The 24011-nt window shown below is 71.7% G+C and carries 23 protein-coding genes and 1 riboswitch; of the genes, 8 read left to right on the top strand and 15 right to left on the bottom strand.

Features of this window, described 5'->3' with window-relative positions; genetic code table 11:
- Positions 1 to 47 precede the first annotated feature (47 nt).
- Positions 48 to 893, bottom strand: coding sequence for an NAD(P)H-binding protein (locus FHU34_RS13330; protein WP_145780314.1), 846 nt, complete (start codon positions 891 to 893; stop codon positions 48 to 50).
- Positions 894 to 994: 101 nt separating this feature from the next.
- Here FHU34_RS13330 and FHU34_RS13335 point away from each other — a divergent pair, with 101 nt between their 5' ends.
- From FHU34_RS13335 to FHU34_RS13345, 3 genes are all read left to right on the top strand, one after another.
- Positions 995 to 1462, top strand: coding sequence for a MarR family winged helix-turn-helix transcriptional regulator (locus FHU34_RS13335; RefSeq protein ID WP_145780315.1), 468 nt, complete (start codon positions 995 to 997; stop codon positions 1460 to 1462).
- Positions 1463 to 1577: 115 nt separating this feature from the next.
- Positions 1578 to 2762 carry an MFS transporter gene (locus tag FHU34_RS13340; RefSeq protein ID WP_145780316.1) on the top strand — a complete coding sequence of 395 codons (1185 nt, stop codon included), beginning with the start codon at positions 1578 to 1580 and terminating at the stop codon, positions 2760 to 2762.
- 31 nt (positions 2763 to 2793) lie between these two features.
- The gene (locus FHU34_RS13345; RefSeq protein ID WP_145780317.1) at positions 2794 to 3411 is read left to right on the top strand and encodes a VOC family protein; all 618 of its coding nucleotides are present in this window, start codon (positions 2794 to 2796) and stop codon (positions 3409 to 3411) included.
- A 23-nt stretch (positions 3412 to 3434) separates the two neighbouring features.
- Here FHU34_RS13345 and FHU34_RS13350 read toward each other — a convergent pair whose 3' ends face one another.
- From FHU34_RS13350 to FHU34_RS13360, 3 genes are all read right to left on the bottom strand, one after another.
- On the bottom strand, positions 3435 to 4043 hold the full coding sequence (locus FHU34_RS13350) for a TetR/AcrR family transcriptional regulator (RefSeq protein ID WP_244311654.1): 609 nt from the start codon (positions 4041 to 4043) through the stop codon (positions 3435 to 3437).
- 122 nt (positions 4044 to 4165) lie between these two features.
- Positions 4166 to 4378, bottom strand: coding sequence for a hypothetical protein (locus FHU34_RS13355; RefSeq protein WP_145780319.1), 213 nt, complete (start codon positions 4376 to 4378; stop codon positions 4166 to 4168).
- 76 nt (positions 4379 to 4454) lie between these two features.
- A complete protein-coding gene (locus tag FHU34_RS13360) occupies positions 4455 to 5798 on the bottom strand; it encodes a hypothetical protein (RefSeq protein WP_145780320.1) in 1344 nt (447 codons plus the stop codon).
- Between the two features lie 373 nt (positions 5799 to 6171).
- Here FHU34_RS13360 and FHU34_RS13365 point away from each other — a divergent pair, with 373 nt between their 5' ends.
- Positions 6172 to 7182, top strand: a complete 1011-nt coding sequence (locus FHU34_RS13365) for an aldo/keto reductase (protein ID WP_145780321.1) — start codon at positions 6172 to 6174, stop codon at positions 7180 to 7182.
- A 27-nt stretch (positions 7183 to 7209) separates the two neighbouring features.
- On the opposite strand, the gene FHU34_RS13370 is transcribed toward FHU34_RS13365, so the two are convergent.
- Complete coding sequence (locus FHU34_RS13370; protein WP_145780322.1) at positions 7210 to 8787, bottom strand: helix-turn-helix transcriptional regulator; 1578 nt, start codon at positions 8785 to 8787, stop codon at positions 7210 to 7212.
- A gap of 199 nt (positions 8788 to 8986) precedes the next feature.
- Between FHU34_RS13370 and FHU34_RS13375 the strand changes: the two genes are divergently transcribed.
- Complete coding sequence (locus tag FHU34_RS13375; RefSeq protein ID WP_145780323.1) at positions 8987 to 9247, top strand: hypothetical protein; 261 nt, start codon at positions 8987 to 8989, stop codon at positions 9245 to 9247.
- Positions 9248 to 9260: 13 nt separating this feature from the next.
- Complete coding sequence (locus FHU34_RS13380; RefSeq protein WP_145780324.1) at positions 9261 to 10394, top strand: oxalate decarboxylase family bicupin; 1134 nt, start codon at positions 9261 to 9263, stop codon at positions 10392 to 10394.
- A 114-nt stretch (positions 10395 to 10508) separates the two neighbouring features.
- On the opposite strand, the gene FHU34_RS13385 is transcribed toward FHU34_RS13380, so the two are convergent.
- The 5 genes from FHU34_RS13385 to FHU34_RS13405 form a co-directional block, all read right to left on the bottom strand.
- A complete protein-coding gene (locus FHU34_RS13385; protein WP_145780325.1) occupies positions 10509 to 11981 on the bottom strand; it encodes a PepSY-associated TM helix domain-containing protein in 1473 nt (490 codons plus the stop codon).
- A gap of 157 nt (positions 11982 to 12138) precedes the next feature.
- Positions 12139 to 12720 (bottom strand): copper resistance CopC family protein, encoded by a 582-nt coding sequence (locus tag FHU34_RS13390; RefSeq protein WP_425280524.1) that lies wholly within the window; start codon positions 12718 to 12720, stop codon positions 12139 to 12141.
- Positions 12717 to 13925 (bottom strand): Dyp-type peroxidase, encoded by a 1209-nt coding sequence (locus FHU34_RS13395; RefSeq protein WP_208745150.1) that lies wholly within the window; start codon positions 13923 to 13925, stop codon positions 12717 to 12719. Before FHU34_RS13395 ends, FHU34_RS13390 begins: the two co-directional genes overlap by 4 nt.
- 23 nt (positions 13926 to 13948) lie before the next feature.
- Positions 13949 to 14551 carry a copper chaperone PCu(A)C gene (locus FHU34_RS13400; protein WP_145780327.1) on the bottom strand — a complete coding sequence of 201 codons (603 nt, stop codon included), beginning with the start codon at positions 14549 to 14551 and terminating at the stop codon, positions 13949 to 13951.
- Between the two features lie 65 nt (positions 14552 to 14616).
- Positions 14617 to 16722, bottom strand: coding sequence for a copper resistance CopC family protein (locus FHU34_RS13405; RefSeq protein ID WP_145780328.1), 2106 nt, complete (start codon positions 16720 to 16722; stop codon positions 14617 to 14619).
- A 128-nt stretch (positions 16723 to 16850) separates the two neighbouring features.
- A riboswitch (cobalamin riboswitch) is annotated at positions 16851 to 17064 on the top strand.
- A gap of 186 nt (positions 17065 to 17250) precedes the next feature.
- Between FHU34_RS13405 and FHU34_RS13410 the strand changes: the two genes are divergently transcribed.
- Together FHU34_RS13410 and FHU34_RS13415 are read left to right on the top strand one after the other, a co-directional pair.
- On the top strand, positions 17251 to 17697 hold the full coding sequence (locus tag FHU34_RS13410; protein ID WP_425280572.1) for an acyl-CoA thioesterase: 447 nt from the start codon (positions 17251 to 17253) through the stop codon (positions 17695 to 17697).
- Positions 17698 to 17839: 142 nt separating this feature from the next.
- The gene (locus FHU34_RS13415; RefSeq protein WP_145780330.1) at positions 17840 to 18826 is read left to right on the top strand and encodes a zinc-dependent alcohol dehydrogenase family protein; all 987 of its coding nucleotides are present in this window, start codon (positions 17840 to 17842) and stop codon (positions 18824 to 18826) included.
- Positions 18827 to 18838: 12 nt separating this feature from the next.
- On the opposite strand, the gene FHU34_RS13420 is transcribed toward FHU34_RS13415, so the two are convergent.
- The 5 genes from FHU34_RS13420 to FHU34_RS13440 are packed head-to-tail and all read right to left on the bottom strand — an operon-like array spanning position 18839 to position 23981.
- Positions 18839 to 19519, bottom strand: a complete 681-nt coding sequence (locus tag FHU34_RS13420; protein ID WP_244311655.1) for an ABC transporter ATP-binding protein — start codon at positions 19517 to 19519, stop codon at positions 18839 to 18841.
- A complete protein-coding gene (locus tag FHU34_RS13425; RefSeq protein ID WP_208744985.1) occupies positions 19516 to 20520 on the bottom strand; it encodes an ABC transporter ATP-binding protein in 1005 nt (334 codons plus the stop codon). The genes FHU34_RS13420 and FHU34_RS13425 overlap by 4 nt, the downstream gene beginning before the upstream one ends.
- Positions 20517 to 21401: an ABC transporter permease gene (locus FHU34_RS13430; protein WP_145780332.1), complete on the bottom strand. Its 885-nt coding sequence runs from the start codon at positions 21399 to 21401 to the stop codon at positions 20517 to 20519. Before FHU34_RS13430 ends, FHU34_RS13425 begins: the two co-directional genes overlap by 4 nt.
- Positions 21394 to 22386, bottom strand: coding sequence for an ABC transporter permease (locus FHU34_RS13435; protein ID WP_145780333.1), 993 nt, complete (start codon positions 22384 to 22386; stop codon positions 21394 to 21396). Before FHU34_RS13435 ends, FHU34_RS13430 begins: the two co-directional genes overlap by 8 nt.
- Positions 22383 to 23981: an ABC transporter substrate-binding protein gene (locus FHU34_RS13440; protein WP_244311656.1), complete on the bottom strand. Its 1599-nt coding sequence runs from the start codon at positions 23979 to 23981 to the stop codon at positions 22383 to 22385. The genes FHU34_RS13435 and FHU34_RS13440 overlap by 4 nt, the downstream gene beginning before the upstream one ends.
- Between the last annotated feature and the right edge of the window lie 30 nt (positions 23982 to 24011).

Below are 24011 nucleotides of genomic sequence, written 5' to 3' on the forward strand. Positions count from 1 at the left end.
GGTACGGGGAAGGGCCCTGACGGGGGCCCTTCCCCGAACGCCACCCGTCAGAGGTTGGCGAAGTGCTCGCGGTGGTCGTTGGCGAACTCGGCGAAGCTCCGCGGTGCCCGGCCGACGACCTGCTCGACGTGGTCGTTGGTGAAGTCGCCCCAGCCGGAGCCGTAGGCCGCCCGGTACTCGGCGAGGACCTCCGCTGACCACTCGTCGAGGCCCGCCTGGAGCAGGCTGTCGCGTACCTCGTCCGGGCTCTGCGGCGCGTACCGCACCGGCTTCTGGGTCGCGCGGGCGATGTCCTCGGCGGCCTGGTGCAGGGTGATGCTCTCCGGACCGGTGGGCGTGTAGATCCTGCCCTCGTGCCGCTCGGGTGCGGCGAGGATCGCCGCCCCGGCCGCGGCGATGTCCCGGGCGTCGATCAGACCGACCTTGGCCTCGCCGAAGAGCCCGTAGAGGTGTTCACCGGCCTTGGCGGCGAGCAGGTTCTGCATGAAGTGACTCGGGCGCAGGATCGTCCAGCGGATGCCGGACTCCTGCACCTCGGCGTCGGAGAGCGCGTGCAGGCGGCCGTTGCGGGTGGGCGCGTCGTGCGCGGCGCCGATCGCCGAGAGCCGGACGATGTGCCGTACCCCGGCCTGCCGGGCGGCCCACACCGCGTTCATGCTCTGGCTCGGCGCCGTCGGGCCCATCGGGGTCAGCAGCCAGAGCGTCGTCACGCCCTCGAACGCCGGGGTGAGGGTGCGGGGGCGGTCGAGGTCGCCGACGACGACGTCGACGCCGTCGAGCTGGGGGGCGCGTGCGGCGTCCCGCACGAGGGCGCGCACCGACTGCTGACCGGCGAGTTCGCGCAGCACCTCCCTCGACACGGTGCCGTTGGCTCCGGTGATCAGAATGGTCATTGTTGTCCTCCGGTCGGGTGGACAGCGGTCGGGCTGGCCGCTGGTCGACGCCCGCCACGTTATAGTCCAAAACTTGTACCGTCCAATGATTGGACTACTTTATGAAGCGCAGCACACTCAAGGAGCAGGACCCGGACCTCGGCATCCTGGCCGTGCAGCTCTCCGCGCGTGTTCAGCGGGAGATCTTCCGACGGTCGGCGGAGCACGGGTTCGGCGACGTACGGCCCCGACACGGGGCGGTCCTCGCCTACCTGGACGTCGAGGGCACCCGCCCCGGCGAACTGGCCCGGCTGGCCGGACGCAACAAACAGACGATGGGAGCGATCCTCGACGAGCTGGAACGGCTGGGCTACGTCCGGCGTACGCCCGACCCGGCCGACCGCCGGGCGAAGCTGATCGTGCCGACGGACCGGGGTCGCGAATTCATGGAACTCACCGACGGCATCGTCGACCAGATCGAGCAGAAACTCTCCGACACACTCGGTGCCGAGCAGTACCAGACCTTCCGGGGCGCACTGGGCCGTGGCGTGGCGGCCCTCCCGGCAACCGGTCACGACACCGAGGGCTGAGACGGGGGTGGCCCGCCTCGCCCGCATGTGACGGCGCAGAGCGGGTACCCGGCCGTCGCTCACCAGCGGGACCTCCGGGTTCCACCGCCGTCAGCGCAGCCCGAGGAGCACCGACATGCCGATCGCCGGGAGGGCCCGACTCTCGCCGAGAGTCTCCCTGCTGCTCCTGGCGTCGATCCTCGTGTCGTTCCTGGCCGCGTCGGCCGCCCCGACCCCGCTCTACGGCACCTACCAGGAGCGTTGGCACTTCTCACCGGTCACGACCACCGTGGTGTTCGCCGTCTACGCGCTCGCGGTGCTGGCGTCGCTGCTCACGTTCGGCAAGTTGTCGGACCACGTGGGTCGCCGACCGGTCCTGGCGGTGGCGATCGTGGTGCAGATGCTCTCGCTCGTCGTCTTCATCTTCGCCAACGGCGTACCCACACTGCTGGTCGCCCGCCTGCTCCAGGGGCTCGCCGCCGGTGCCGCCACCGGTGCCGTCGGGGCCGGGATGCTCGACATCGACCGCGCCCGCGGCACGCTCGCGAACTCCATCGCCCCCGGCATCGGCACCGGGAGTGGGGCCCTGCTCTCGGCGCTGCTCATCGACTTCCTGCCCGCGCCGACGCGGCTGGTGTACGTCGTCCTCTTCGTGGTCCTCCTGATCCAGCTCGTCGGTATCGCGCTGATGCCGGAGACGGTCACGCCGATGGCGGGAGCGCGACGCAGCCTGCGACCCGAGATCAAACTGCCACGCGCCGTACGCGAACCGCTGCTGGTCGTCGTCCCGGTGCTGTTCGCGGTCTGGGCGTTGGCCGGCTTCTTCGGGGCGCTCGGCCCGGCGCTGGTACGCAGCCTCATGAACACGTCGATCGTGGTTGGCGGCCTGGTCCTCTTCGTCTTCGCCCTCTTCGGGTCGATCGCCGTCCTGCTGATGCGCAACAGCGCCGCCCGGACCGTGATCCTGATCGGGATCGTCGCCCTCGTCCTGGGCATGATCGTCACGTTGGTGTCGGTCATGGCGGAGTCCGTCCCGGGGTTCTTCGTCGGCCTCGCGCTCGGCGGCGTCGGCTTCGGCGGGGGATTCCAGGGCAGCCTCAAGACGATCACACCACTGGTGGAGGCACACGAACGCGCCAGCGTGCTGTCACTGCTCTACATCGTCTGCTACGTCGGGTTCGGCCTCCCGACGGTGATTGCCGGCTTCCTCGTCGTGTACGCGGGCGGCCTGCCGCAGACCGCCGACGAGTACTCCGTCGCCGTCATCCTGCTCGCCCTGGTCGCCCTGTTCGGGGTGCGCCGAGCCACGAGGACCACCTAACCAGCAACACAGCGATCGGGAGGGGAACGCGATGAGCCCGAAGGGCGCCCAGAGCGACGCGAGCATCGAGAGTGTCGACGTCAAACTCGAGGTGATCGTCATCCCGGTGTCGGATGTCGACCGCGCGAAGGAGTTCTACGTGCGCCTCGGGTGGCGGCTCGACCAGACGCCGCCCGGCATTGTCCAGTTGACGCCGCACGGCTCCGGATGCTCCGTCCAGTTCGGTCCGGGGCTCACCCCGGCGGCGCCCGGTTCGGCCATGGCGTACCTGGTCGTGTCCGACGTCGAGGCGGCCCGCAACGCCCTGGTCGCCGCCGGTGTCGAGGTGGGCGGGCTCTTCCACGTCAGCCCGGACGGCCCGGTCGACGGGCTGGACCCGGAGCGGCGCAGCTACGTCTCGCGCGCCACGTTCCGCGACCCGGACGGCAACACCTGGCTCATGCAGGAGATCACGACCAGGCTGCCCGGGCGCATCGAGGGTGGGCTGACGTCGTTCGGCTCGGCGAGCGACCTGGCGAGTGCCCTGCGGCGTGCGGCCGCCGCGCACGGCGAGCACGAGGAGCGCACCGGCCAGCGGGATGAGAACTGGCCCGACTGGTACGCGACGTACATGGTCAGCGAACAGTCGGGGGCCAAGCTGCCCGAGTGAGGATGGCCGGACTGTTGGCTGCGTCAGCGCAGCCCACGGACGAGGTTGTCGACCAGGGTGCGCGCGAAGTCCTCGGTGAGCGGGAGGTCGGCGATGAGCAGCCGGTGGTAGCAGGCGCCCCAGAGCTGGTCCACAACGGATTCCGGGTCGATGTCGGCCCGTAGCTGCCCACGGGTCATGGCCCGGGTGAGGGTGTCGACGGCCAGGGCCCGCCGGGGCCCGGAGTAGCGCTCCCGGTAGGCGGCGGCCAACTCCGGGTCGGTCTGCGCCTGCCCGATGAGTTGACTGATGACCCGCCCGGCGGAGGTGTCCCGGACGAGGTGGACGAAGGCGACGAGCTGGTCGGTCAGGTCGGCCACGATGTCGCCGGTGTCCGGGAACGCCAACGTGGGTGCGACGACGGTGAAGTAGCCGTCCAGGGCGAGCGCGCCCTTGGAGGGCCACCACTTGTAGATCGTCATCCGGCTGGCCCCGGCGAGCGCCGCGACCTTCTCGATGGTGAAGCCCGCCATGCCCTCGGCCAGCAGGAGACCACCCGCGGCCGTGAGGATCTCGGCCCGCACCTGGTCGGCGGGCCGGCGACCACGGCCCCGGCGGGGTGACGTGTGGGGGTCCGGGGTGAGCTGGGCCACTGGTCCTCCGAGCGGTCGTCGCAGGTGCACTTCCATCCGTACTCGCGAGGCCTGTATCCGTCGAAGCTCTCGCGCGTCCGGCCGCTCGTTATGTGATACCGCTCCGCCGCCGAGACGGGCGCTCACGTCAGTGCCTCGCGCCCGTGCGCCCGCCACCCGGTCCAGTCACCCAGCCCCGGCCGGGGGAGCCGGTCGGGCATCAGCCGCGCGTCCTCGCCCGTCGGCAGGACGAACCGGCGACTCCATGCGTCGCTGGCCTGCGCGTCCCCGCCGATGTCGCCCGACGGGTGCGCGCCCAGGGGCTCGACCTCTCCACTCCATCGCCACAACCTCACTCGTGTGATTATGGTCTGCGCAGTCGGTCTGGCAGCCACCACGCCGCCCCTAAGTCCACCCACGACTGCTCGTTAGTCAGGTGGTCGAACCTGCCTGCCTGCGTGCATGCGCCACCGGTGCGGTCGCGGGTCCTGCATCACCATCCCTCTTCCCTCTGGCTTGCTCGTCACCCGGGCGGCCACCGCACCGCCCTCGGTTGCCCGGGGCCGGCACGGAGACGGTCAGGTGCGTCTGTGCGGCGTCGTGGCGGTGGCGGCCCGGCGGTGCACTGCGCTGGGCGGGATCGGCGGGAACGAACAGCAGCAGCGCGAGCGGCAGCCACAGCACGGTAGCAACCCGGTTGGCGGTTGTGCCGGGCAGACCAAAGGACGTGCCGAGCGCGACCGCGATCAACCCGTAGGCCAGGGCAAGGTCGGCGGCATTTCCCGCTCGCCGCAGCCGCGAGCAGCCGGCGATCAACGCGGCGAACACTGCCGTGTAGGCGATAACCCCGATCAGCCCGCCGGTGACGGCGGCCTCCAACCAGCCGTTGTCGTAGGGAATCGAGAGCCCGGCAGCCCCGAATCCCACGATCGGTGAGTAGGTGATGACCAGCTCCCACCCGGTGACGACGGTCGCCGGACCGGCACCACCGAACCGGCCACCCGTGAACAGGTTGAGGTCGCCGCCTCCGGCAAACTGGGTCGGCAGGGTGATACCCAGCCGGCCCAGGTGCCCCCACGTCGCGGCGACCGCCGCGAGGTAGCAGACGACGACCATGATCGAATAGCGGGTGGCGCGACGGCCCGGCATCACGAAGAACTGGATGACCGCGACGGGCATGCCAACGAACAGGAACACTTTCGAGACGCTGAGCAGTCCACCAACGGTGATGGCGGCCATCGCGGCGATCAGGAGCACCGGCCGGTGACGCAGTCGGTACACGGCGGCGAGGGCGGCGACGCTGTAGAACTCACCGGCCTCGGCTGGCTGCACGAACACACCGGTGTACCGGCCCGTCTCGACCTGCTCCGCCCAGACACCGTCAGTGAGACCGCCGTCGTGCGACCACCACAGCGAGAGCCACGCCGACGCGTCGGTAGTCGTGGACAACCACGCCAGCGTCGCGTTCGCGCAGGCCGCGAACACCACGACTGTGCACACCGCGTTCAGTGTCGCGTGTCGCCGCGCCGGACTGACGAGCGTGACGACGGTGAAGATCACCGCGAACGGCAGCAGCAGGTTGTCGAACCCGGAGGCGGCGGAACCCGGCGCTCTGACGTACTGCACCTGGCTGGCGCCGATCATCCCCACGCCGAGCGCCGCAGCCTGCACCACCATCAACGACATGATGGACTTGGCTGCGCCGGTGGCCTGTGGTAGTTGGGTGACCCACGCCATCGACAGCAGCACCAGTAGTGCGATCCCATACACAGCCACCTGCTCGGTCCGCACACCAGCAGCCAGGTAGGGACCGAACGCCGCGCAGGCCAACAGGAGGCACGCCAGCGACGGCCGCGTTGATGATTCATCCAGGTCAGGCATAACAGGCGAAACCATCCGCTAGGCAACGTTCTGTGTCCGCCCAGTGACGGATGGTAGCGATGGTCTCACTCGACTTGCCGTGCCTGTCAGTCAATGCGCCACCCTTACTCGGTCGGGGTGGCGCGGAAGCGGTCACGCGCCCACGGAAGCAGTCAGGGTGGCCTGCCGCGCCCTTCAGGGGCGTCCGATTATATGGACAGGGTGTCTTCGTGGTGGTTATATGGACACGGCGTACACAGTGTGGCGACAACCGAAGGAGACGAGCGACATGGCGGGTCTACGACGGCGACAGTTGGGTGCCTCCGGTCCGGAGGTGTCGATCATCGGGCTCGGCGCGATGGGCATGTCGGACCTGTACGGGCCGGCCGACGAGGCGGAGAGCGTCGCGACACTGCACGCGGCCATCGACGCCGGTGTGAACCTCGTCGACACAGCGGACTTCTACGGGTCGGGTCACAACGAGATGCTGATCGGCCGGGTGCTGCGGGAACGTCGCCGCGACGAGGTGGTGCTCAGCGTGAAGTTCGGCGCCCGCCGGACACCGGACGGCGGTTTCCAGGCGGCACCGTACGACGTGTCGGCGGCGGCGGTGAAGGACCGCCTGGCGTACTCGCTGCGCCGGTTGGGCACCGACTACATCGACATCTACCGGCCGTCCCGGCTCAACCCGCAGGTGCCGATCGAGGAGACCGTGGGCGCGCTGCTCGAGATGCGGGAGGCCGGCTACATCCGGCACATCGGGCTCTCCGAGATGGGCGCGGACACCATCCGCCGAGCGGCGGCGGTGGCACCGATCAGCGACCTCCAGATCGAGTACTCGCTGCTGTCCCGTGGCCCCGAGGCCACGATCCTGCCGACGCTGCGCGAGTTGGGCATCGGGTTGACCGCCTACGGGGTGCTGTCCCGAGGGCTGCTCAGCGGGCACTGGTCGGCCGAGCGTGAGTTGACCGGCACGGACTTCCGGGCGAACAGTCCCCGGTTCCAGGGTGAGCACCTGAGCGCGAACCTGCGCCTGGTCGACGCGCTCGGCCGGGTCGCGCAGCGACTGGGGGCCACCACCGGTCAGGTCGCGATCGCCTGGGTGGCGGCGCAGGGCGAGCAGATCGTGCCGCTGGTCGGGGCACGGCGGCGTGATCGGCTCACCGAGTCGCTGGGCGCTGTCGACGTGGTGCTGGACCGGGACACGTTGGACGAGATCGAGCGTGCCGTACCGGCCGGCGCGGCCTCCGGCCAGCGGTACGCGACCCCGATGATGTCCCTCCTCGACAGCGAGAAGTGACAGCGACCGGCCGGTGAACTCGACTGATCATCGTCTGGCGCTGTCCCAGGCCCGCACCAGCTGCATCCGGTTGTGGATCCCCAGCTTGTGGTAGATCGACCGGAGCTGGGTGTCGACGGTGTGGAAGGAGACGAAGAGGCTCCTCGCCGCCTCCTTCTTCGTGGCGCCCGAGGCGAGCATCTCGGCCACCCGCTCCTCGGCCGGGGTGAGCGCCTCGATGCCCGTACGCGCCGGCCCGTCGCTCGCCGGCCGGTGGCGCGGTGTGATGGCGAGCTCGGCGCACCGACGGTCCGCAGTCGCCTGGTCGCCAGGGGCCCCGATCCGGGCGTAGAGGGCAGCGGCCTCGTGGGCGGCGTCGCGTGCCCGCACGGGCCGCACCCCCGGGCTGTTCGCCAGGTCGAGCAACGCGTCGGCGAGCGCCGGCCGCGCGGCGGTGGTACGCAGACCGTCGACCGCCGACCGGAGCGCGTCCGGGTCGCTGTCGCGCAGGCCCCTGGTCTGGTCGGCCAGCGCGCGCCACAGCGGAACAGGGGTGCGCGTGGCCACCGACTCGACCAGTTCGGTGACCCGGCGGGCGGCCGGGGTGTCACCGGCGGCCATCGCGGCGCGTACCAGCCGGGGGCCGAACTGCGGGACGGGCAGGAGCGGCCGCACCGATCGGTGCAGGTCGGCGACGACCCGGGTGAGCAGGTTCGCGGGCACGCTGAGGGCACTGTCGCGAACGGCGACGCAGAAGGCGGGCGTGAACAACGTGCTGTCGGGCCAGCGAACCTCCGCGAGGCACGGGCGGAGGACCGCGCGCGCGTCGTCGTGGTCGCCACGGCGGTAGCGGACCTCGCCGATCACCGCGACGAACAGGGCACGCACCTCCGGGCTGAGGTCCACCGGGCTGGAGGTGAGCGTCGTGACCGCGAGGGCGGCGGCCTCGGGTAGTTCGCCCACGGCGACCATCCGCAGGCAGTCCAGCGCGGTCAGCGCGCTGCTGAACAGGGGATCGGTTTCGTTCGAGGTCGGGCGGGTCGCGGTCCGCGCGTCCTGGTGCTGGCCCAAGCCGAGCTGCACGAGGATTTGTTCGGCCCGGATGGACGAAGCGTCGGCTCGTGCCGCCGGGGAACCCGGGTCCAGGGCCGCCAGCACGGCGTGAGCACCCGGCAGGTCGCCGTGCGACAGCGAGCGGGCGGCCCGGCCGAGGGCGAGGTGACGGGCGGACGCATGGTCCCCCGACGCGGCGTGCGCGATGCCCGCGTCGCGGAGCAGCGCGTCGGTGTCCGGATGACCCACGCGGGCGGCGGTCCCGGCGACCAGCGCGAGCAGAGCGCTTCGGCTGCGGGCGTCCAGCCGCTGGTCGAGCGCCGTGCGCAGACCGACGAGGGCGACAGTGGGCTGTTCCAGTGCGGCGATCCGCGTGAGGTGACCGAGCAGGTGCGTACGGTGGCGCTCGCCGTGCCGGTTCGCGGCGATCTCCGCCGCCAGGACGGCGAGTGCCGCCGTCCCACGTCCGGCACGTCGCAGATGGTCCGCCGTGGCCGACACCCGCTGGCGTCGTCGCTCGGCGTCGTCGTGGTCGGCCGGGAAGGTGCCGGCGTCGAAGGATGATCCGGACAATGGCGTTCTCCCCGGTTGTTACCCGGCGCGTCGAATTGCCGTCCTGCGACCGAGCCTAGCCACGATGGCAGGGGCGGGCGCCCAGATCGACGAAGCGGCGGGAGTGCGCCGATTCGCCCACGGCGTCCGGGATCCGCCGTGCCGCAATGGCGCGATCACGTGATGCGACGACATCGTCCGGCCGCCGATCATCGAAGGCATGGCGCACTCGACCGAACTTCCCGGCCTGCACCGGCTCCGCGTCGTACTCCTGATGTTCGTTCTTCTCGCCAGCACCGGGGCCGGTGGCCACGCCCCGCTGTGGACACGCCTGGTGCTGGTGGCGACCGCGGCGGCGATTCCGGTCGCGATCGCTGTCCAGTACGGCCGGGCCGGGGTGCGTGCCCTGCTGGGGCTGTCGTCCCGGCTACGGCTGCGGGGTGGATCCGTTCCCGCGCCCCGTCCGATCCAACCCGAGTGAGGAGTCAGCGATCATGGCGAACAGCGATCCCCAGCCGCGGCGCGGCGACCAGGGCGCGCCTCCCTTCGCAGGCCGCAACGTCGAACTCGAACGGCAGAACCCCGACCTGTTGGTGCCACCGACGACCGACAGCCGGTTGGTGCCCAATCTGAAGTTCTCGTTCTCCCAGGCGCACACCCGGGTGGAGAAGGGCGGCTGGACCCGGGAGGTCACCAACCGCGACCTGCCGATCGCCAGCCAGCTGTCCGGTGTCCAGTTCGGTCTGGAACCGGGCGCGTACCGGGAGATCCACTGGCATCAGCAGTCGGAGTGGGCGTACGTGCTCAGCGGCAGTTGCCGGATCAGCGCTGTCGACCAGGAGGGACGCAACTTCATCGAGGACGTCAAGGAGGGTGACCTGTGGTTCTTTCCGCAGGGCATCCCGCACAACATCCAGGCGCTGGCGGACGGCTGCCAGTTCCTGCTGGTCTTCGACGACGGCGCGTTCTCGGAGAACAACACGTTCCTGCTCAGTGACTTCTTCGCCCACACGCCCCGGCACGTGCTGGCCAAGAACTTCGGCTGGACGACCGAGCAGATGGAGAACCTGCCCGAACGGGAGAAGTACATCTTCCAGGGCGACGTTCCGCCGCCGCTGCAACAGGACCGGGTGGTCAGCCCCACCGGCGACATCCCGCGAAGCTTCAAGCACCGGATGCTCGCGCAGACCCCGCAACGTTTCCGGGGTGGGACGGTACGGGTCACCGACTCGACCAACTTCGCCGCGTCGGTGACCACCGCCGCCGCCCTGGTGGAGGTCGAGCCGGGCGGGATGCGCGAGTTGCACTGGCATCCCACCACCGACGAGTGGCAGTACTACATCTCCGGCACCGGACGGATGGGTGTCTTCGCGTCGCAGGCCGCCGCTCGGACGTTCGACTTCCAGGCCGGCGACGTGGGTTACGTGCCCTTCGCGTACGGCCACTACATCGAGAACACCGGCGACGAGCCGTTGGTTTTCCTGGAGATGTTCCGGCACCCGCGCTTCGAGGACATCTCGGTGATGCAGTGGATGGCCAACACGCCCCACGAGGTCATCGCGGACACGATCAACGTGCAAAAGTCCATCGTCGACGCGCTGCCGGCTACCAAGCAAACGGTGATCTGACCACGGTGACCGGCTCTCGCGTGGCCGTCACCGCGAGCGCCCGTCCGGCCCTGACGGCCTGGTCGGGTACGGCATCCGGCCGCCCGTCGTCGGACGGGCGGCCGGACCGGTGGATCAGGAACCGGCGGGCGCCGGAGACGTGGGCGCCTCGGCAGGTCGTCGGCGTCGGGACACCGCGCCGACGACGACGTCGATGACGAGGAAGGCAAGCAGGGTGAGCCCGAACAGCGGCAGCGCCCAGCCGACCGTAAGCACCACCGGTACACCGATGAGCAGTGCCCAGTGCGGCAGACCACGGACGCCACCACGGGCCGGTGGGGTGCCGGCGAGGGCCCGTCGGTCGGTGCGGGTGGGGCGGCGTTGCCACCACATGCGGTAACCCCAGACGATCACGCAGAGCAGCCCGAGGGTGATCGCGGCGAGCAGGATCTGGTTGATCGGTCCGAAGAGGATCCCCATGTGGGCCTGGATGCCGAGGCCGCTGAGTTTTGCCAGCAGGGGCCAGTCGGCGAAGTCGCTGCGGGCTGTCACCTCACCGCCGGACGGGTCGACGGCGACCCGGTCCTTGGCGACCGGCCAGGTGTTGTCGACCTGCGTGACGGTCCACGCCGAGCCCGGCTCGGCGGCCGGGGCGATCTCGACCGGGCCGGAGAGGCCGGCCCCACGGGCAGCCGTCGCCACCCGGTCGAAGGCTGCCGACTCGACCACCCCGCCCGCCCCGGGAGCGCCGTGGTGGCCGCCGCCGGTCTCGTCGGGGACGACGGGATCGGCGAGGAGGCTGGTGGAGATGACCGGGGTACGGGCGTTGAGCGCGTCCAGGCCGGCGCTGAAGTTCGCCCCGGCGTAGCGGGACCAGGTCAGGCCGGTGGCGGAGAGGAAGAGCAGGCCGACGGTGAGCCAGATGCCGGTGGTGGCGTGCCATCCCCGGGTGCGGCGCACACCCTTGCCGGCGGACAGGTCCGGCACGAGCAGGTGGCGGGCGGTGGCGCGGGCGGCGCTGCGGCGGCGCCACCAGAGGACGACCCCGCCGAGCGCGAGCACCCAGAGCCAGCTCGCGGCCAGCTCGGAGTAGTTCTCGCCCACCGCACCGAGGTGCAGGTGGCGGTGCAGGTCGTCGAGCCAGGTGGTGGCCGGGGTGGAGCCGAACCAGGTGGTGAGCTGCCCCTGCGACTCGGCCGTGTACGGGTTGATGTAGACGGTGTGCTGGTTCTCGCCGAGTTCCGGCAGGGAGAACGTCACCCGGGTGGTCTGGTCACCCTCGCCGGGCTGCACGGCGGTGATGCTGCCCTCGGGGTGCGCGTTGCGCGCGGCTCCGACCTGTTCGGCCAGGGACACGGGACGGTCACCCACCTGCGCGACGGTCAACTGGTCGCCGTAGAGGACCTGGTCGAGCTGCGGGGTGATGGTGAAGGCCAGCCCGGTCAGCGCGGCTGTCACCAGGAACGGTGCGACAAGGATGCCGGCGTAGAAGTGCAGCCGCAGCAGCAGCGCGCCGAACGGCGACGCGCGCCGGGCCGGTCGGGCCGGGGGTTCGGCGCTGGTGGAGGGTTCCGGCGTCGCCGCGCCGGACAACTCGGTGAGAGACATGGTGATCCGATCGGGATAGTCGGGATACCCCCGAGGGTGTCTCCCGTACTGACGTGGTCGCCCGGTGGTGGTGTCGCGTCGGTTCCGGCCCTGACGTGGTAGTCGGACAGCCGGACCGATTGGTTCCCACTGATGCTCGGCCTGCGAGCCGATCGGTTCAGCGGCGGGACGCCCGCCGCCACAGCAGCACCGCCGCCACAGCGACGAGGACCACGAGCGCCACGCCCGCCACGAGGACGCCGGCACCCCGGCCTTCGTCGGTCTGCACCGCCGCGACGGCGGACGGCGTGGTCGACACGGCGGCCTCGACGACCGGCGCGGCGCTGGACGTGGGGTCGGCCACGGTGAAGGGGTACGACCCCTGCACCGGGTGCCCGTCGGCGGAGACGACCCGGTAGGCGACCGTGTACGTGCCGTTCGGCAGGGTGTCGGTCAGCTGGACCGTGCTCTTCGCCCCGGCGACCACCGGCTCGCCCGTGACGACCTTCCGCTTGGCGGCGTCGGTGAGCACGATGGTGGTGAACGTGGGGTCGAGCCGAGACATGAATTCGAGCACGATCTCCGTTGGTGCGCTGGTCACCGTCGACTGCTGCACCGGCGTGGCCGCCCGCAGCGAGTTGTGGGCCCAGGCCGGGCCGGCCGGAACGAGCAGCGCGACGAGGACGGCGAGCGCCGCCGCGCCGAGACGGACGGCGTTGCGACGCAGCGGCGGTACGGGCATGCGGAGGCTCCGGTTCATCCGAGCACCTGCTCGCCGATCCACCCGCCCGGTTGGCAGCCGGGTGGGATGGCGAAGACGGCGGAACCGATCGGGGTGGTCCACTCGTTGAGCAGGTCCCGGTCGGCCAGCCGGCGTTGGATTGGCACGAACTGTCGGGCGACGTCCGCCTGGTACGAGGTGAAGACCAACCCGCTGTCGGCGTGGCCCTCGGCGGTCGGCACACCGTCGTAGTTGTAGGGCCGGCGCAGGATCTTCAGCCGGTCGTCCGTGACGTGCGCGCGGGTCAGGTGGGAGAAGTCGGGGATGACGGTGAGCCCGTCCGGGCCGGTGGCGGCGAAGTCGGGCTCGTCGTGTTCGGCGTTGCCGGTGAGCGGGGCGCCGGTGTCGAGCCTCCGGCCGACGGCGAGTTCCCGGTCGGTGCGGCCGAGCAGGTCCCAGGTCTCCATGTTCATGCTGATCCGCCGTACGACGAGAGTGGTGCTGTCGCGCAGCCACGCCGGACCGTCCGGCACCCAGACGGCGGAGTCCATCGGCACCCCGGGTCGGGGGTTGGCGGTGCCGTCGAGCTGACCGAACAGGTTGCGTTGGGTGTGGCCGCCCGGCTCGACGCCGGGGCTGCGCCGGAAGCCCTGCTGCACCCACCGGACGGTGGCGAACGGCCGGCTGTCCTTGATCAGCACCCGTTGGGCGTGGGCGACGCTGATCGGGTCGTCCGCGCAGATCTGCAGCAGCAGGTCGCCGCCCGTCCAGGCCGGCTGGAGCCGGTCGACGCGGAACGGCGGCAGGTCGGCGACCGAGGCCGGCCGGCGGTCGTCGACGCCCGCCGCCCGGTACAGGGCGGGTCCGAAGCCGAAGGTCACTGTCAGCCGGGCGGGCAGGAGCCCCAGTTCGGCCTCGGTGTCGGCCAGCGCCGGCTTGCCCTGGGTGAGGCGGGCGGCGTCGTCGGTGAGCAGCCGCAGCATCCGACCCAGCGCGGCCCGGTCGGTGCCGGCCCGCAGCGTGAACGCTACGAATGCCGCGTGCGCCTGCGGTTCGGTGGTCACGCCGGCCTGTCGCGCGCCGTGGAACGGCTCGACCAGAGCGCCGACGCTCGCCACCGGCGTGGTGTCGGCAGCGGCTGGTGACTGCCCGCTTTTGGTACGGGTCGCAGCGATGGCCGCACCGCCGGCGAGGGCTCCGCCGGCGGCCAGGGCCCCGCCGGTGAGCAGGCCGCGCCTGCTCACCGGTCGGGCGGGTGGCGAGTCGGTCACGATGCGGGGCTCATGCTCATCTCCGGCGTGGCGCTCATCCCGGGCATCGGCTGGCCGTGCCCTGGGGCGTAGCTCTCCTGCGCGCCGGTGAACGGCTTGGCCACGGCCGTGAACTGCTGGATCCTACCGTCGGCGAACGTCAGGGTGAACGTCAACTCGTCGCCGGCCTGCACGGGCTTGGCGAGGTTCATCAGCATCAGGTGGTCACCGCCGGGTTCCAGCGCGTGCGTGCTCTTCGCCTTGATCACGACGCCGCCCTGCTTGGCCTGCATGACCATCTTGCCGTCCTTCATGGTCATCTCGTGCAGCTCCATCGGCGACACCGAGGTCGCGGCGCCGGTCACCGTGACATCGCTGTCGCCGTCGTTGACCAGGGTCCCGAAGGCCGCCGTCATCCCCTTGTCGGCGGCCTTCACCCACGGGTCACGAATGCCGAGCACCCCGGCGTCCGGGTTGGCCGAGGTCGACGCGGACGGACTCGCCTGCCCGGTCGACGGGGAGTCGGACGATCCGCATCCGGCGGCGCCCACCGCCAGGACGGCGGCGGCGAGGACGGCGGCCGAGCGGCGGCGCGGACCGAGCGGGCTGGTGCTGAGCATGTGTTCTTCCTCCGATGGTTGCTGCTGGCTGGATGGTCGGCCGCAGCTGGGAGAAAGTTCCGGGCTCAGGGCACGTTGATCGTGTACTCGGCGGTGTGCACCTTCCCTTCCACCTGGAAGTCGAAGAAGGCCCGGTACCGGCCCGAGCTGGGCGCGGTCAGCCAGAACTGGACAGTGCCGTCGACCAGCTCCTGCTCCGGGTGGACGTGCACGTAGCCGAGATCACCCTCGCGGACGACCACCAGGTGCCCGTATGCGCCCAGGTAACGCTCCAACTGCACGGGCGCGGCCGCCTCGGCGCGCTGGACCTGGAACTGCATCGGCGCCGTCACCCCCACCGTCGGGGTGCCGCTCATCGCCACCGCGTACGGCCCGGCCGTCGCCTGTGCCTGCGCCGGCGGCAGCGCGGCGGGGGTGTGCGCCCCCGGCACCGTGTGGTCGACGCCCAGCACGAGAGGCACCTGCGCGCCGTTGGTAGCGGTCACGGAGAAGTCGGCGTAGACGCGGTAACCGCCGGGTTGGGCCAGCGTGAGGGGGACGCTCCAGGTGCCGTCGGGGGCCATCGTCGGGTGTACGTGCTGGTAGCCGGTCAGGTCACGGCCCACCACGATCATGTGCAACGGCTTGTCGTGGACGACAGCGAAGCGGGTCGCCGGCTGCCGGTCGGTCCCGACGATCCGGAAGCGGTAGTCGGCGCGTACCCCGGCGGGTTGGGACCGCTCCAGCGGTTGCAGGGTGAACCCGCCGGCGCTGACCGTCGTTCCGGTCGCCAGCGTCTCGCCCGTCGCGCCGTCACCCCGGTGCGTGTGCGGGCCGGTGCCCGCCGGGTGTTGGTGCCCGTCGGTCGCGGACATCGCCTGCCCGGAGGCGGGTGGACCGCCTGCCGGCTGCCGGGTGTTGCCCGCCGGGCTCTGGTCGCCGGGGCCGATGCGAGCCAGCCCGAACCCGGCCAGCAGGGCGATCACCAGCCCGCCGACGAGCAGCGCCAGGTGGCCGTTGCTCAGCCGGGACCCGGGCGTCACGGCGGCGAGGTCCGTGTCCGGCCGGGGTCCGGCCTCGACTGTCGACTCGTCGTCGGTGCTGGCGAGGGCCTTCGCCTCATGGTCGGCGGTGGCGAGGGCCTTCGCCTGCTGGTTGGTGGGCGTCGGGTCGACAGCGACGCCCGTGCGGGCCGTGACGACCGCGTCGCCGGTACGCGCTGCCGGCACTGTGGCCGGTCGCCGCTTACCACCAGTGGGCTGCGCACCGACACCGCTCACCGCGCCGGCCTTGCCCGCGGAGGACTTGGCAGCGGCCGTCTTTCCAGCGGCGGCCCTGCCTCCGCTGGTCTTGCCGGCGGAGGGCCGGCTCGTGGTACGGGCACCGCCGCCGCGTCGACCTGAGGTCCCCGGTGCGGTACGGCCCCGGCCGGTGGGTTTGCCGGTGGACGCCGTCCGGCGACGCCAGACGACAAGTCCGGCCGCCGCGACGGCCGCCGCGATCGCCGCCGCCCATCCGGCCCAGGCCAGCGCTCCCGAACCGCTCTCCTCGGCCGGCCCGGTCGGCGGGACCGCCGCAGCCCCCGACGGCGGGGTCACCGGCTGGGCCGAGGCGGTCGGCACCGCCGACGCCTGCCCGGATGACCCGTGCTGCTCGGTGGCGGCCACCAGTGCCGGGTCCGGCTGCGTCGTCGGCGGGCTCCACCCCTTGGGTGCCGCCGTCACCGGCCCGTTGTAGCGGAACGTCAGCGTGCCCCGCACGGTGTCGCCGTCCGAGGCGACCGACAGGTAGCTCACCGAATACTGGCCCTTGGCCGGCAGGTGGGTGACGGCCACCGTCGCGGGGAACCCGGTCGTGTACTCCCGTGGCTCGAACTGCCCGTTGACCAGGAAGTACTCCCGTACCGGCTTGTCCAGCGGCTTCGGCTCCCCGTACGACCAGCTGTTGTCGACCCGGATGCCGCCCGGGGCGGTGACAGTGAAGAACGCGTTGGGCGCGGCCTTCTCGGTGAAGAACAGCTGCACCGCCGTCAACGGCTCGCTCACCGTGGCCCCACTCGCTGGCGTGGACATGGCGAGAGTCCCGTGAGCCGAGGCGGGTTGGGCGGACGCGAGGAGGGCGACCGCCGAGGCGAGGAGGAGCGCGAGGACACCCGAGAGCACCCGCCCCGGAGTCTGTGGGAGACGACGCATCTGAATATCCTGACCGGAGTGAGGCTTTTTTCAAGAGCTGGCGATCTTTTTCCTCACATGGCAAAAGCTGACGACGGGCGGTGCGGTCTCCGCGCTGTGCCCCCGGTGCCGCGACTTCCCTGGCCAGCTATGCTGCGGGCGGCGCTGGTTCGCCCCGTCGTGACCGTCGGGGTGTCGTAAGAGGGAACCCGGTGGAAGTCCGGGACTGCCCCGCAGCGGTGAGTGGGAACGAACGCCGTCATCAGCACTGGGCCGTCGGCCTGGGAAGCGACGGCCGGTAGGAGACCGGCGCGACCGGTCAGGCCCGCGAGTCCGAAGACCTGCCTGCGCTGCGCACACGACCGTGTGCGCCGCCGTCGGCCTCGCGGGTGGGCTGAGCGGGTGACGTGCCGTCCGTCGGCGCGTGCTCGTCAGCGTGTCCGCGTATCGGCGGTGTGGTTTCCCGAGGGACGGACTACCGCTGTGCACGACACCACCACGATCGTCGGCCGAGCGCCGTCGGCGTCGCACCTGACCCTGTCGCAGATCATGGACCAGCACCACACGAACCTGATGGGTACGGTGCACGGCGGCCGGATCCTCAACCTCATCGACTCGGTGGCCGGAGTCGTCGCCGCCCGGCACTCCGACGGGCCGGCGGTGACCGCCGCGATCGACGAGACCGCGTTCCTGCGCGCGGTGCGGGTCGGCGACGTCGTGCACGTCGACGCCCGGATCACCTGGGCCGGACGCAGCTCGATGGAGGTCGCGGTCAAGGTCACCGCTGACCGGTGGGACCGGGCCGTGCCGCCCACCGACGTGGCCACGGCCCACCTGGTCATGGTCGCCATCGACGACGACGGCCAGCCGAGGACGGTGCCGCCGTTGCTACCCGAGACCGACGGCGACCGGAGGCGCTACCGCGAGGCGGAGATCCGCCGCGAGCACCGGTTGGCCCTGCGACGGGCGCTGCTCGACGGCGTCGACGAGGGCTGAGGGCGTTCGGGCTGTCCGTCGCCACGTGCAGCGCGTATCTCGCCGGATCGTCGTCCTGGCTGTCACCCCGGATGTAGCCCGGGCGGCAAGCCAGTTGGATAGCGTCCACGTGATGTCTCGATCACGGAGGGTGTGAATCGTCATGCGTGCAGCGGTGCTGCGGGAGTTCGACAGTCCGCTGACGGTCGAGGAGATCGATCAGCCCGCTCCCGGGGCGGGGCAGGTGCTGGTGCGGATCGTCGCCAGCGGGGTCAATCCACTCGACACGAAGATCCAGGCCGGACAGGCCGCGCACGCGCGGGTCCAGCCGCCCGCGGTGCTCGGACTGGATCTTGCCGGGGTCGTCGCGGCGGTCGGCGCGGAGGTGACGGGGTTCGCACCGGGAGACGAGGTGTACGGGCTGTGCGGGGGAGTGGGTGGGCTACAGGGTTCGCTGGCCGGATACGCCGCCGTGGACGCCCGGTTACTGGCCCGCAAGCCCGGCGGCCTCTCGATGCGCGAGGCCGCCGCGTTGCCACTGGCGGCGATCACCTCCTGGGAGGGGCTTGTCGACCGCGCGGGGGTCCGCGCCGGGCAGAAGGTGCTGGTGCACGGCGGTGCCGGCGGTGTCGGTCACGTGGGCCTGCAACTCGCCCAGGCAAAGGGTGCCGAGGTGTACGCCACCGGAGGCCCGGCGAGCGTACGGGTGATCGAGAGCCTGGGCGCCGTGGCCATCGACTACACCTCGACGAGCGTGGAGGAGTACGTCGAGAGGCACACCGGTGGCGAGGGGTTCGACATCGTCGTCGACAACGTCGGTGGCGCGACGCTCGACGCGTCGTTCGCGGCGGTACGCACCTATCACGGACACGTCGTCAGCGCGCTCGGCTGGGGCACCCACTCGCTCGCCCCGCTGTCGTTTCGTGGCGCTACCTACTCCGGCGTTTTCACGCTGCTGCCGATGCTCACCGGCCGGGGCCGCGAACACCACGGCGACATCCTGCGCGAGATCGCGACGCTGGCCGATGGCGGCGCGCTGCGCCCGCGACTGGACCGGCGTCGCTTCACGCTCGACACCATCATGGACGCCCACCGTCTGGTCGCCGACGGCATCGCCGAGGGCAAGGTCGTGGTGGACGTCGCCGACTGACCGGCCGGTACGTCAGGTCCGCGCCGGTGCCCTGCTGTCCAGGTCGACGATCCGGTCGGTCCAGCGGTCCATCAGGGTCTGGTCGTGGCTGATGACCAGGACGCCGGCCCGCCGGGTCCGCTGGTAGTCGCGGATGACGGCGGCGACGTGCGCCTGGGTCGAGGCGTCCAGCATCGCCGTGGCCTCGTCGCAGAGCAGGTAGTCCGGCCGGTGTACGAGGGCGCGAGCGAGGCAGGCGCGTTGTAGTTGCCCGTCGGACACCGCGTGTGGCCGTCGGCCGCGCAGGTCGGCGGTGAGGCCGACGAGGTCGGCGAGTTCGGCCACCCGTTCCCGGACCGTCGACTCGGGCGTTCGGACGGCACGGAGCGGTTCGGCGATCAGGTCGTCCAGGCTCAGCCGGGGATCAGCGGCGGCGCGCGGGCTCTGGAACAGCACGGCGACGCGGGTCCGCAGGTCGACCGGCACGGCGTACCGCACTCCGTGGACCGGCGTGCCGTCGATGCTGACCTGGCCGTGGTCCGGGCGGTGCAGGAGGGCCAAAACCCGGACCAGTGTGGACTTGCCACACCCGGACGGGCCGCGGAGTCCGACCGTCTCGTTTCGACCGACCCGCACTGTGACGCCGTCGAGCACGACCCGACGGCCGTACCCGACGGTGACCTCGTCGGCGAGCAGGTGCTGCGGGCTGGTCACGTGACGGCTCCGGTGCGGATCGGGTGGTGGCAGGCGACAGTGCCGTCACCGGCGATCGGCGTCGGCGGCGGCTGGCTCGCGCAGGTGTCGGTGCGGTGTGGGCAGCGGGGCGCGAACGCGCAGCCCGGAGGCAGTGCGGTGAGCATCGGCGGTTCGCCCGGCACCGGCCGGAAGGCGCGGTCCGGCAGGGCGTCGAGGAGCGCCGCGGCGTACGGGTGGGTGGGCGCGGCGAAGAGATCGTCGGCGTCGGTGTGTTCCACGATCCGGCTGGCGTACATGACGGCGACGGTGTCGGCGACCCGTTGCGCGGCGGCCAGGTCGTGCGTGATGAGGACGACGGCCGAGCCGTTGTCGCAGCGGCGGCGTAGCAGGTCGAGGGTGTGGTCCACCAGCGGCCGGTCGAGGCCGGTGGTGGGCTCGTCGGCGATGAGCAGCGACGGGTCCGGTGCCAGTGCGAGCGCGGTGACCAGCCGTTGGGCCATGCCGCCGGAGAGTTCGTGCGGGTAGCGGTCCAGGTCGGCCGGGTCGAGCCCGACGTCGAGGGCGAGCTGCTCGGCGTCCGCCCGGTCCCGACCGTGTGCCCGGAGCGTCTCGGTGAGCAGTCGCCGTCCGGTGCGGACCGGGTTCAGCGCGGTGGCTGGGCTCTGCGGGACCAGTCCGACCCGACGGCCGCGTACCCGGCGGGCCAGGTGACGCTGACCGCAGGTGACCAGGTCGACCGGGTCGCTGTCCGGGTGGTGCAGGACGGCGTGGCCGGTGATCGTGGCGTTGCCCGGCAACAGGCCGAGTAGCGCGTGGGCCAGGACGGACTTGCCGCAGCCGGACTCGCCGACGACGGCCAGCAGTTCACCGGTCCGTACGGTCAGGTTGAGGTCGGTGACGGCGCGCACTGTCGTGTCGCGCAGCCGGAACTCGACGCCGAGGCCCTCCACGGCGAGCAGCGGGCGGCCCGCGGCGGTGCGGTCGGGTGCCTCGGCAGCGGCGTGTTCGGTGGTGGTCACAGGTGCAGCTCCGCTCGGATCCGGGGATCGAGGCGGTCACGCCACCGTGCGGCGAGGACCGCGATGGCGAGGGTGACGACGACGATGACCGCACCCGGTGCCAGGCTGGCCCACCAGGCGCCGGTCAGCAGTGACCCCTGACCATCGTTGATCATGTTGCCGAGTGAGGCGAGGTGCGGCGGCAGGCCGAGACCGAGGAAGGACAGCGCCGTCTCGTGCCACACCGCGTGCGGGATCATCAGGGTGGTGGCCAGCGCCAGCCGGGGCAGCACGTGGGGCAGCAGGTGTCGGGTCAGGACCCGACCCCGGCCGGCCCCTCCGCTGATGGCGGCGTCGACGAACGGCCGGGTACGAAGGCTGAGCAACTCGGACCGGACGATGCGCGCTGTGGAGAGCCAGTGGGTGAGCCCGACGGAGGCGATCACCGCGCCGAGGCTGGGACGCAGCATGGCGACGATGAAGATGCCCAGCAGCAGGTGCGGCATCGCGGCGATGGTGTCCACGATCCGCATCAGGATCCGGTCCACAGGGCCGCCGAGCGTGCCGGCGATACCGCCGATGACGCCGCCGAGGACGGTGGCGACGAGCGCGGCGACCGCGCCGACGAGCAGCGACACCCGCAGCCCGTAGACGGCACGGTGCGCCACGTCCCGGCCGAGGTCGTCGGTGCCGGCGAGGTGGGTCCAGGACGGCGCCAACCGGGTCTGGTCGAGGGCCACCGCGCTCTGGTCGAGCGGCCAGACGAGCGGGGCCAGGAGCGAACCGACGACAGCGACGACGAGGACGAGGCCGGCGACGACGACACCGGTCTGGCCGGGTCGCAGCCGCAGTCGGGACCGGGCCACGCGGAGCAGTGGCGGTCGGGTAGCAAGGTCAGCCATCGAGTCGCACCCTCGGGTCGGCGGCGGCGTACGCGAGGTCGGTCGTGAGGTTCGCGGCCAGCACCACAGCTGTGGTGACCAGCGTGATCGCCGCCAGCAGCGGGAAGTCGCTGCCCAGCGCGGCAGCCACCGTGACGGCGCCGAGACCCGGCAGTGAGAAGACCGTCTCGACCAGCACCGCACCGCCGACCAGCTCCGGCAGGTGGGTGCCGACCAACGTGAGGAACGGCAGCAGCGCGGTCCGCAGCGCGTGCCCGAACAGCACCGTCCGCCCCGGCAACCCCCGGGCCCGCGCGGCGAGCACGTGGTCGTCGCGCATGCTCTCCGCGACCGCGTCCCGGACGAACAGCACGAACCACGGCGCCTGCGACACGGCCAGCACTCCGACCGGCAGGATCAGGTGGTGCGCCACGTCGGCCCAGGACGTGCTGGTCGCGGTGACGTCGGTGAGCCCGCCGGCCGGCAACCACCCGAGCACCAGCGCGAACACGGCGATCGCGGCCAGGCCCAGCCAGAACACCGGCATCGACTCGACCGCGTAGGCGGCGGCCCGCAGACCCCTGTCGAACAACCCACCCCGGCGGTACGCGGCCAGCGCACCCAGCAGCAGACTGCCGACCAGGACCAGGGCGAGGGTCACGCCGATCAGCAGCAGCGTCCAGCCGGCCCGGGCGGAGAGCACCGAGGCGACCGGTTCGTGTCGACTCGTCGACCAGCCCAGGTCGCCCTGGACCAGGTTGCCGATCCAGCGCAGGTACTGCACCGGCAGCGGGTCGTCGACACCCCAGTTGGCGCGGATCTGCGCCAGGTTCTCCTCGCTGGCGGTGAAGGCCGCCGCGCCGGCGTACTGCTTGGCCGGGTCCACCGGGGAGGCGGCGCCGAGGGCGAACATTCCGATGCTGGTCGCGGCGAGTACCGGAACGGCGACCAGGAGCCGGCGTCGGACCACCGCCCCCGCCCCGGCCAGTCGACCCGGGCGGGTCATGAGCGCTTCCAGGTGTCGATGTTCCACCAGATGCTGTTCGCCACCCCGTGCTCGTGCGCCTCGACCCGGGGGGTCACGCCCTGCACGGAGGACTTCAACACGTAGGTGTGCCGCAGGTAGGTGAGGAACAGCCACGGCGCGTCAGCGGCGAGCTGCTTCTGGAACTGCGCGTACGCGGCCTTGCGGCGGGTCGGGTCGATCTGGTCGCGGCCCTCCTGCAGGGCGCGGTCCACGGTCTCCGAGCGGTACGAACCGGGGTTGAAGTAGCCCTGCCCCGCGAACTGGGAGCCGAAAAGCTTGTACGAGACGAAGTCCGGGTCGTACGGCGTGCCGTAGCCCATCAGCAGGGCGTCGGACTTCATCCGCGGGTCGATGGCGTCCCAGGTGAGCCCGGCCGGGGTGACCTCGATGCCGATCTTCTTCGCGTCGGCGGTGACCGCCAGGGCCAGGTCCTTGCGCAGGGTGTCGGTCGCCGGGTACATCAGCGTGAACCGGGCGGGGCGGCCGTCCTTGGCCCGTACTCCACCCGCGCCGGGCTTCCAGCCGGCCGCGTCGAGCAGCGCGCCCGCCGCCGTCGGGTCGGCGGTGGGTGCGCCGACGGTCGAGGGCTCGGCGAACTCGGAGGTCGGGGGGACCGGCCCGAACGCCGGCTCGCCGGCGCCGCCGAGGATGCCGGACACCATCGCGGCACGGTCGACGGCGACACTGAGCGCCCGGCGGACCGCCGGGTCGGCGAGGACCGGGTTGCCCATCGGCAGCATCACGCCGCGGTAGTCGGCGGTCGGCACCCGCTGCACCCGGTACGCGGTGTCGGTGTCGAACCCGCTGGCGAGCTTCGGTGGCAACTCGGCGGCGTCGAACTCGCCGGCCCGCATCCGCTGGGCGCGGACGTTGTCGTCGGCGACGAACGCCACCACGATCCGGTTGTTCGCCGGCCGGCCACCGAAGTAGCGCTCGTTGGCGGTGAGCACCAGCCGGTCACCAGGCGTCCAGGACTCGACCCTGTACGGCCCGGTGCCGACCGGCTTCCGGTTGAACCCGGTGGTGTTGATGTCCTGACCGTTGAGCAGCTTCGACGGCACGATGCCGAGGGTGAGTCGCTGCAGGAACGGCGCGTACGGGTAGCGCAGCGCGAACACGACCGTGGACGCGTCGGGCGCGGTCACCGACTCCACCATGTCGAGGTCGGAGCGCAGCGTGGAGTCCACAGTCGGGTCCAGCACCGCCTGGTACGTGAAGACGACGTCCGGTGCGCTCAGTGTGGTGCCGTCGTGGAACTGCACGCCGTCACGCAGCTTGGCGGTCACGGTGCGCCCGTCGGGCGACACCGTCGGCAGGGCCGCGGCAAGACCGGGGACGAGGCGGTTGTCAGCGTCGCGGGAGACGAGCCCGTCGAAGATCAGCGCGGCGCCGTCGACGCCGAAGTTGAGCACCGGGTTCAGTGCGTCGGGCTCGTCGGAGGTGGCCACGACCAGTGTCGCGCCGCCGGCTGCACTGTCGGGGTTGGTTGGGGCCGAGCAGCCGGCGAGGACGAGCATCCCGGCCGCTACGGTCGACGCCACGAGGCGTCGGAAGGTCGGACGGATCCGGGTCACAGAACGCTCCTGCGGTAGGTGTGGTGGATC

The organism is Micromonospora taraxaci, assembly GCF_007830095.1.
Lineage (GTDB): Bacteria > Actinomycetota > Actinomycetes > Mycobacteriales > Micromonosporaceae > Micromonospora > Micromonospora taraxaci.

What these genes read in the sequence shown, in the direction of transcription:
- FHU34_RS13330 (WP_145780314.1), bottom strand. Translation starts at nt 893, where the DNA reads ATGACCATTCTGATCACCGGAGCCAACGGCACCGTGTCGAGGGAGGTG.
- FHU34_RS13335 (WP_145780315.1), top strand. Translation starts at nt 995, where the DNA reads ATGAAGCGCAGCACACTCAAGGAGCAGGACCCGGACCTCGGCATCCTG.
- FHU34_RS13340 (WP_145780316.1), top strand. Translation starts at nt 1,578, where the DNA reads ATGCCGATCGCCGGGAGGGCCCGACTCTCGCCGAGAGTCTCCCTGCTG.
- FHU34_RS13345 (WP_145780317.1), top strand. Translation starts at nt 2,794, where the DNA reads ATGAGCCCGAAGGGCGCCCAGAGCGACGCGAGCATCGAGAGTGTCGAC.
- FHU34_RS13365 (WP_145780321.1), top strand. Translation starts at nt 6,172, where the DNA reads ATGGCGGGTCTACGACGGCGACAGTTGGGTGCCTCCGGTCCGGAGGTG.
- FHU34_RS13375 (WP_145780323.1), top strand. Translation starts at nt 8,987, where the DNA reads ATGGCGCACTCGACCGAACTTCCCGGCCTGCACCGGCTCCGCGTCGTA.
- FHU34_RS13380 (WP_145780324.1), top strand. Translation starts at nt 9,261, where the DNA reads ATGGCGAACAGCGATCCCCAGCCGCGGCGCGGCGACCAGGGCGCGCCT.
- FHU34_RS13385 (WP_145780325.1), bottom strand. Translation starts at nt 11,981, where the DNA reads ATGTCTCTCACCGAGTTGTCCGGCGCGGCGACGCCGGAACCCTCCACC.
- FHU34_RS13390 (WP_425280524.1), bottom strand. Translation starts at nt 12,720, where the DNA reads ATGAACCGGAGCCTCCGCATGCCCGTACCGCCGCTGCGTCGCAACGCC.
- FHU34_RS13400 (WP_145780327.1), bottom strand. Translation starts at nt 14,551, where the DNA reads ATGCTCAGCACCAGCCCGCTCGGTCCGCGCCGCCGCTCGGCCGCCGTC.
- FHU34_RS13405 (WP_145780328.1), bottom strand. Translation starts at nt 16,722, where the DNA reads ATGCGTCGTCTCCCACAGACTCCGGGGCGGGTGCTCTCGGGTGTCCTC.
- FHU34_RS13410 (WP_425280572.1), top strand. Translation starts at nt 17,251, where the DNA reads ATGGACCAGCACCACACGAACCTGATGGGTACGGTGCACGGCGGCCGG.
- FHU34_RS13415 (WP_145780330.1), top strand. Translation starts at nt 17,840, where the DNA reads ATGCGTGCAGCGGTGCTGCGGGAGTTCGACAGTCCGCTGACGGTCGAG.
- FHU34_RS13430 (WP_145780332.1), bottom strand. Translation starts at nt 21,401, where the DNA reads ATGGCTGACCTTGCTACCCGACCGCCACTGCTCCGCGTGGCCCGGTCC.
- FHU34_RS13435 (WP_145780333.1), bottom strand. Translation starts at nt 22,386, where the DNA reads ATGACCCGCCCGGGTCGACTGGCCGGGGCGGGGGCGGTGGTCCGACGC.